At 52.8% G+C, this 6000-nt stretch carries 8 protein-coding genes; 1 reads left to right on the top strand and 7 read right to left on the bottom strand.

Features of this window, described 5'->3' with window-relative positions; all coding sequences use genetic code 11:
• The 7 genes from NO357_RS20530 to NO357_RS20500 all read right to left on the bottom strand — a co-directional run.
• On the bottom strand, positions 1 to 619 hold a 619-nt coding region (locus tag NO357_RS20530; protein ID WP_306737630.1), incomplete at its 3' end, for a PD-(D/E)XK nuclease family protein.
• A gap of 42 nt (positions 620 to 661) precedes the next feature.
• Positions 662 to 1033 (bottom strand): cupin domain-containing protein, encoded by a 372-nt coding sequence (locus tag NO357_RS20525; RefSeq protein ID WP_306737629.1) that lies wholly within the window; start codon positions 1031 to 1033, stop codon positions 662 to 664.
• Positions 1034 to 1124: 91 nt separating this feature from the next.
• Positions 1125 to 1457, bottom strand: coding sequence for a DUF3768 domain-containing protein (locus NO357_RS20520; RefSeq protein ID WP_306737628.1), 333 nt, complete (start codon positions 1455 to 1457; stop codon positions 1125 to 1127).
• Positions 1450 to 1908 carry a hypothetical protein gene (locus tag NO357_RS20515; RefSeq protein WP_306737627.1) on the bottom strand — a complete coding sequence of 153 codons (459 nt, stop codon included), beginning with the start codon at positions 1906 to 1908 and terminating at the stop codon, positions 1450 to 1452. The genes NO357_RS20520 and NO357_RS20515 overlap by 8 nt, the downstream gene beginning before the upstream one ends.
• A gap of 333 nt (positions 1909 to 2241) precedes the next feature.
• Complete coding sequence (locus NO357_RS20510) at positions 2242 to 2865, bottom strand: hypothetical protein (RefSeq protein WP_306737626.1); 624 nt, start codon at positions 2863 to 2865, stop codon at positions 2242 to 2244.
• Between the two features lie 120 nt (positions 2866 to 2985).
• Positions 2986 to 3663: an AAA family ATPase gene (locus tag NO357_RS20505; protein ID WP_306737625.1), complete on the bottom strand. Its 678-nt coding sequence runs from the start codon at positions 3661 to 3663 to the stop codon at positions 2986 to 2988.
• A gap of 72 nt (positions 3664 to 3735) precedes the next feature.
• The gene (locus NO357_RS20500) at positions 3736 to 4512 is read right to left on the bottom strand and encodes a hypothetical protein (RefSeq protein WP_306737624.1); all 777 of its coding nucleotides are present in this window, start codon (positions 4510 to 4512) and stop codon (positions 3736 to 3738) included.
• Positions 4513 to 4655: 143 nt separating this feature from the next.
• On the opposite strand from NO357_RS20500, the gene NO357_RS20495 reads away from it, so the two are divergent.
• Positions 4656 to 5582, top strand: coding sequence for a hypothetical protein (locus tag NO357_RS20495; protein ID WP_306737623.1), 927 nt, complete (start codon positions 4656 to 4658; stop codon positions 5580 to 5582).
• Positions 5583 to 6000 lie beyond the last annotated feature (418 nt).

The raw sequence follows: 6000 nt of genomic DNA, 5'->3' as shown, positions 1-6000 counted from the left end.
TGAAGTAGCTGAAGCTGTCGCAGTGGTTTGGTTTCGTCTGGCACAGGCACGAGCAAGAGCTTTCATCAATTTCGTGCTGCCCCAAAAGTGCAACGGCTGCATCGATTTCTGCTCGTGTGCTAGGTTCCGCTTCTGCGACTTCACTCGTAACATCTGCAAATATGAGCAGCTGTTCTGGGTCAATGTCGCCCTGCCGAACATAGTCCTTGTTGAGGTGAACGATGAAGACCTTTGATACCCTTAAGCTTGTTTCCTCCGCTGCGATCTTCTGAAACGCCGCATCCTTGATCTGATTATGCTGTCCGTTTCTCTTCACGCTTGTTGAAGATTTGACCTCGTAGAGATTTATCGTGCCATCGCCGTTCTCTCGTATCGCGTCTGCTTTCGCGTAGAGGCCGCGTCTGGTTTGGAAGACCGATTGAAAGGAATAGCTATCTGCATCGGCCTGAGACTGCAGCAGTGATCGAAAGAAGCCCTCGACCTCATAACCCTCTGCTGTCAGCTTTTTCATGTAGTCTGAAAATTCGCCGTGCGGGTATTCATCTGGCTTGTGCTTTAGCAGCCAAAGGGACTTTGGGCAGTTTAGGTAGTGGATAAAATCTGTCTTTGAAATCTGCATGACATGCCCAATCGAACAATAAAATGCTGTGTTTCTGAGAGCTCAAAACCCGTCTGATTTGTGACCGAAGAAAACCTTTGTGACGTCTTCGAAGATGTCCCACGTCACGCGGCTGCCATTGCGCACGAACAAGCTATCGCCAGGTTCTAGCTCGCTGATCTGACCAGTGGTCATGTCGATCAATCGACATCGACCCGACAGGATGGTCATAAGTTCATCGCCCTGTTCGGTGCACTCAAATACGCCCTTCGTGCATCGCCAGATGCCGGTGCGGGTCGTTTGCCCGGGTCCGCCTGCATCCATGCGTCCCGATGCTCGTGGACTGCCCTCTTTGATTTGATAGTCACTCAGAGGGTTGTCGAAGGGCCAATCCTCTAGCTCCCCAACATCGTCACCGGGTTTGTATTTGAGCATCGTGTTTTCCGACCTGCCATGCCAATGGGCTGAATTGCCAACTTCTCCATTGCTGGCATGATTGGGACGATGCTGCCAACCCCAATGCTTTTCAGTATTCGTCCGCCAACATGACCGTCAGTACCCGCGCAGTGACTGAGGGATCACTTGGGTCGGGCGAATGCATGGTTACGTCCAAGTCGTAGTAGTCGAATTTCCAGAAGACTTGGTGTTCGGCGTAGTGGAATGAACCGAAGTCGTGCTCGCCAAACGGATCATTGTCCGGTGTGAAAGCGTCGTACTGCTGAACAGCCTGCAAGATCGCGCGCAAGGCATCCTCGCCCAGTGCCTGAATGCCTTGCGTGATCGCGACCCGACAACTCGTGAAGGTCTGCCGAGCCCGATCATTAAGTGCTCTTATTTTAGCAGCGTTGTCGTCATGCATTCGCCGCCGCCCGCGCAGTACCCGGCTTTGCACGAGGCTTGCGCTCCGCTGCTTTGCTGATGGTCTCGTCGAGTTCGCCTGCTTGAGCTGCTGCAACGAACGCATCGAGCACAGGGCCCACGTCTTTGAGGGTTTTGACGAATACAGCATTGTTGGTGCCATCAACGGCAATCACCCGCGCCCCGTAACGGCACTGCAAATACCAGCCGCCGTCTTGCTCAAAGAACCACGGGCGCACACGACGATGCGTTTTGACCAACACGCGCTCGCCTTGCTCGTTGGTCATCCATTTGGATCGATCAACGCGATGATCTTCGCCCTTGAGTGCTGCTGCATGAACCAGCTTTTGTTCTTTCAATGCCGCCACGAGTTTTTCACGTCGATCATTAATGGGATCGCGTTTGGTGCTGCGTGTCACCGACTTGAATGTCAGCTTTGCGAGATGTGTCATTGGTCGCTCCTTACTGTTCTTTGACAGCAGAAGCGTATGGTCAGACTTCACGCAGGACGACCGAAAAGACGTCATCGAAGGAGCCTTAAGGCTCTATAAACGCTCATAAAAAAAGCGCCGCACAGCCTAAGCTGCCGACGCTCTACTTGTCTTTGTCTTGCTCCCTCTGGCTCAAATCATCTTTGCTCGCTGAGCTCTTCTTCGCTTGTTGCTTGAAGCCATCTGCTTTGATGTTTGCTGTTCGAGCAGCTGCCACTGAGCAAGGATGTGCCTAGGTTTTTCCTACGACATGATCCCGGTGCGTCTTGTCTGCATTGGGTTGAGCGAAGGGGCTTAGCCACGCTCCCACTCAAACAATGCGTTCTTTTCCCAGTAATGTGCCTTTTGCTCATCGAGTGCCTGTCTTGCTTGCCTTAACCAGATTGGGCTGGCTGCCCGTTGTATGCGTGCCTGCTGTTGTTCGTGTTCGTAGTGCACCATCGTGTCTGCTGAAGTTCGGTTCCAACACAGATTGTCCAGCAGTGTGGCGCTGCCCATGCGCCAGTATTCCTTTGTGACGTAGCTGACGACTTCGGGTCGATCCCAAACGGGTGTTATCCAGTTCTTTGCCAGAGGGGCTGTCTGCCAATGATGTTGCTCCCAAACTGAGTTGAGAATGCAGCAGGTCAGTTCTGCGTCGGCAATTGGCGCTAGCAGAACAAAATGTATGTGGAAGTTTTCGCTGCCTGAGCCCTCATGCGCAAAGCACCAGCGCGGAACCCGTACATTCTGCCGCTCAGCTGCTTTGCCAAAGAACACGCGGTCGATCTTGTTCCAATAGCTGCGCAGCAGTTTGTTTGCCCCATACCGACCGATGGTTCGGCCATTGATGAACTTAAGCGTTCCAAACACGTTCCAGTCTTGTGCGAGCAAGTCCGCTATCAGTTCTTTCCGCTCAAGTTTCCGCTTCACCATCATCGTCAAATCTCCTTCGCGTGTATTTATCTACGAGGAGCAAGAACCCGGCTATTTCTGACGCGAGCTTCTGGACAACTAGAAAGGGCAGACATTGCTGCCTGCCCCTTTTGATTGGTGCGCTTATTTGGACGAGACGACCCGAAGCTGAGGCTTTGGTGGCGTCGGCGTGTTAGCCGGTTGCCGTAGCACTGCATCTTCGAGGGCGCGCATGAGGTCGCGAATGCTGCCATCGCAAGTGTTCAGCAAAGCTCGAAGCTTGGCGTCAGACATGGTCACACCCTCCTGATTGAGAATCCAACGGGCTCTGTTGAACCAGTGCTGACTATTTGCGGCTGGAAGCTCAACGACATCACACCGGTCCACCAAACCTGGATCGACACGGTGCAGATTATTGGTTGTGAAGATGAAGCATCCGTTGCCTGACCGCAGATCAAGCTCCCAGCGCAATTTGTACTGTAGCTTGTCATCAACCTGGTCGATCTCATCGATTATGGTAACCGGCACCTGAACGCCGCACATTTTTTGCATGCTTTGCGTATTCGATATGACATCAAATGCTGCATGGTTCATATCGGAAGCGCGATAAAAGTCGACGCCGCCGTAATCGAGACCCGTCGACCGCAACTCTACGAGCATCTTGGCCGTAGTTGTTTTGGCGGTTCCGTAAGGACCATGGAAGATCAAACTTCCATGGCGTTGGTTACACGCGAATTCTTTGAGGCGTTGGCGCGTGTTAGTGTCGGGAAAGATCAGATCGCCGAAGATGCGAGGCGCATATTTTTGCTGAAAAATCATCATATCGTTTCTCCTGTTAGATGATACTTTGAGGGAGGACATGAGCGGCAGGCAGCCGCTCATGTTGCTGAATTGTTAAGCTGCGAGATCGATGTCGTCGTCGAATTCGTCATCATCAGCATCGAGCACGGCATCGCGGTTTTTGCGCTTTGTGGTTTGTTTTGCTGGGACTTCATCTTTGTCGGCGTCGTCAGCGAACTGCTTGCCTGCTTCGGTCAGCACAGCCTTAACAAGTGCATTCTTGTTTGAGCCGAAGACGATAGATGCTTTGCCGTCGCCGTCGACACGGACAAGTGCAACTGCAAAGGCGTAGTCGCCGCCTTCTAGTGGCTTCAAATCTGCGCTCGGCTTGAAGCGCGGGCCGATCGCGTCAGCGTCATAAAGAACTGTTTCGGCGTTTGTGCGTTGCTGCTTTGCTTTGTCCGCCGCAGTCGGGCCTGCTTTGGGCGTACGGCGCACTTCTTCGACCCCACCCCGCTCTTCGATCCACTCGGTCAGCGTCCAGTCGACTGGGAGCTCTTTTTTCGCAACCTGCAAGACGCGGACGTATGCGTGTGTGCGATTGTTTTCGACACCGAAGACAGCACGCACAACTTTAAGCTCAATGCTGGTGTTGCTGCGTACTGAAACGCCTTCAGCCTCAAGCGCTGCATTTAGCTGTTTGCGCAAGTTGATTTCGGCGCGCAGCTGCACAAGCAGCTTGTGGCAGCCTTCAAGGATTTCGTAGAGCGCCTCGTTGCTACGCTTGTAAACACCGTCTTGCCACACGATGCGCTTATCGTGCAGGCGTTGGATTGCAGCACGCAGCATGAGGGTATTGGATTTGGATTTAGATTTGCTTTGCTTGGTCATGTTTAGTCTCTCTTTTGTTAAGTTGAGTTGACGTCGCGATTGCGACGAAGAGAGAGGTAAACGAGATAAACAGGCTGGATGGATAACACCCAAATCTTGAAGCTTAGCTGTTAAGGTTTGGCTGAGCATGTTATGACCACCACATGCGCTCTCGCCTACCAAACACCATTGGAGAACTTACGTCTAAAGACCGCCGCAGCGGTGGACTGTGGGTCAGCGAGATCGGCCTGTATCTGCTTTGGTTCGAGTTCCTTGCGATCAGCCCAAGCTACGAACTGGCGCGACGGCATAGGTCTGGCGAAAACATCGAAACCGACATTCTGCCTGCCGATTTTGATCGCGTTCTTGCTGTTCATGATGATCTGGGTGACGTGCAGAAAGCCTTATTCCGCCTTTGGTGGAAAGATGTCGGTCTTAAGCACTTCGGACACCAAGGCATCCCGCCTGAAGTGACCCGTATTGGCTACGCAAAACATCAAGTTCAGGGCACACCTGACCTAAGCGCAGATGTTGAACAGTTCTTTGAAGAAGGCTGGGTTGAGCAAGGACGGCAGCGAACCTTGCTATTGGCGATCCCCGTTGGTCTTCCGGAAGGAAAGATCAATCGGCAGATCAAGAAGCAGTTGGCGAAGGTGAAAGCCGAACGTCGCAAACTGATTGAGCCGGTGGTCAAGTACCCCCTTGTAGGGCAGCGTCATCATCGTGATGCATTAATGCGTTATCTCCGAATGGTGTGGTTCCGCAGTGCTTGGCATCGTCGCTCACTTTGGCGCGTTGGAGCTCACGCGAAGATCAGCACGACCTACAGCCCCGTGCTTGATCCCAATACTGATAAGATCAGCGATGCTGATCGTTACGATCGGGAAATGCTGACCATCATCGCCAGCCGTGCCCTACTGCGCGCTAGGATGATTGCAGAGAATGCAGCACGTGGTCGGTTCCCAACGCACGAGAAGTGTCCACACGCCCTTGAATTTGACTTTAGGGAGCTCAGACAGCGCATCCACCGGCGCAACAAATGGCAGGACAAGGAGATCGCGCGCTTGAACCGTTTATATGCTGACGGCTAAGAAACGCGCGCCGTTTTTTTGGTTCCAAAAACCAAGCTCAAACACTGTGTTATGAAACACGTCCGTAAACACAACGTTTGGCATCACTTTTGAAAAACTCGTTACGATCAACGCAGGCGAAAAACGTATGTAAGACAAGCACCTCATCTGCGCAGTGTAGGCCATTTGCTGAAAGACGCGCAGGTGCCGGTGGCCGGTGTCTGCTGCGTGTTGTGACCTCCGCCAAGGCATTCGCCGCGTTCATTGCGGGATGCTGTCGAAACAAAGCTGCGGGTCGGATCGATTTTGCGAGTGCCACCCCAATGAGCGCATGTGGCGCACAGCTTCATGTTAGGCGAGTAGGTCGGCATCAGCGGCTCCATTTTCCAAACGCTAAGGTCTGATCCCAACTCAGAGCAACCGAAGATGGCGTCTCTGC

This window comes from Marimonas arenosa (assembly GCF_030848945.1).
Classification (GTDB): domain Bacteria; phylum Pseudomonadota; class Alphaproteobacteria; order Rhodobacterales; family Rhodobacteraceae; genus Marimonas; species Marimonas arenosa.
Note: the sequence above shows the minus strand (reverse complement) of the source record. Positions and strands in the feature narration are given on the sequence as shown.

Coding starts and splice junctions, on each gene's coding strand:
- NO357_RS20525 (WP_306737629.1), bottom strand. CDS start 1,033: ATGCTCAAATACAAACCCGGTGACGATGTTGGGGAGCTAGAGGATTGG.
- NO357_RS20520 (WP_306737628.1), bottom strand. CDS start 1,457: ATGCATGACGACAACGCTGCTAAAATAAGAGCACTTAATGATCGGGCT.
- NO357_RS20515 (WP_306737627.1), bottom strand. CDS start 1,908: ATGACACATCTCGCAAAGCTGACATTCAAGTCGGTGACACGCAGCACC.
- NO357_RS20510 (WP_306737626.1), bottom strand. CDS start 2,865: ATGATGGTGAAGCGGAAACTTGAGCGGAAAGAACTGATAGCGGACTTG.
- NO357_RS20505 (WP_306737625.1), bottom strand. CDS start 3,663: ATGATGATTTTTCAGCAAAAATATGCGCCTCGCATCTTCGGCGATCTG.
- NO357_RS20500 (WP_306737624.1), bottom strand. CDS start 4,512: ATGACCAAGCAAAGCAAATCTAAATCCAAATCCAATACCCTCATGCTG.
- NO357_RS20495 (WP_306737623.1), top strand. CDS start 4,656: ATGCGCTCTCGCCTACCAAACACCATTGGAGAACTTACGTCTAAAGAC.